This is a genomic window from Pseudocitrobacter sp. 2023LY-00077 (assembly GCF_055796175.1).
Window position 1 is genome coordinate 1 of record NZ_JBSPEI010000068.1, and the last position, 767, is coordinate 767.

At 49.0% G+C, this 767-nt stretch carries 2 protein-coding genes; both read left to right on the forward strand.

Annotation, left to right across the window (positions count from 1 at the left end; genetic code table 11):
- Positions 1-186: hypothetical protein (locus ACWWFX_RS25360; protein WP_473225112.1), on the forward strand; the 186-nt coding region annotated here is incomplete at its 5' end.
- Between the two features lie 2 nt (positions 187-188).
- The gene (locus tag ACWWFX_RS25365) at positions 189-599 is read left to right on the forward strand and encodes a hypothetical protein (RefSeq protein ID WP_253897053.1); all 411 of its coding nucleotides are present in this window, start codon (positions 189-191) and stop codon (positions 597-599) included.
- Positions 600-767: the final 168 nt, after the last annotated feature.

Sequence of the window (767 nt, forward strand, 5' to 3'; positions counted from 1 at the left end):
CTTCCCAGCCACGAATTGCTTGTGTTCGTGCGCCACGTTGCGTGTCTCCGTTTATCCACGCCGCTTCACCCCAAAACATTCCAGTTAGTGCCGGGATATTTATCCACGCCCGGCGCGTGGTTTCCTTGCTTTCCACAGACAAAGGAAATTGATAAATTGGTTATTCCACAGACAATTAAGGACTAATCATGGATGTAGGATTAATCATCGCGTCCCTTAAAAACGGACTTGGTGCTCTCTCGACGATCCAGAGCAACGAGGTGCTTCGAGAACGCATCGTTTTCATTGGCGAGCAGATTGACGTACTTCAGAAAACCCATGCTGCCACCGAGCAGAAACTTGCCGAAGCGATAGCAAAAAACGTAGAACTTACGAAGCAAATAGAGGCTTATAGGGCACAGGAGCAGTTTGTCCTTCATCGCACTGCGGCCTTTAGAAAAGATACCTCTGGTGGCTATGCAAGGGCGGTTTATTGTCCCAACTGTTTTAAAGCGGTCGGTGCCGACTTCAGTGATTCGACTTTTCATTGCGCTACCTGCGGGTGGTGTTCTGAGTTTGAAAAGAGAGATCTCGATAGTGTGATGAAAACCCTCCCGTAAAATGTCAGGCGATGATCACTCCCTCGCCACCCCTCTGTTTGTTTACCGTCAGCCCCTCGCAAAGAGCTATCGGCCTGAATGTTGTGTGTGATATCTGCGCCTGGCGTCTCGAATCTTCTCCAGTTCGCAATTCTTCGCTGTGCTGTGATATTTGCTGATGTGACACAA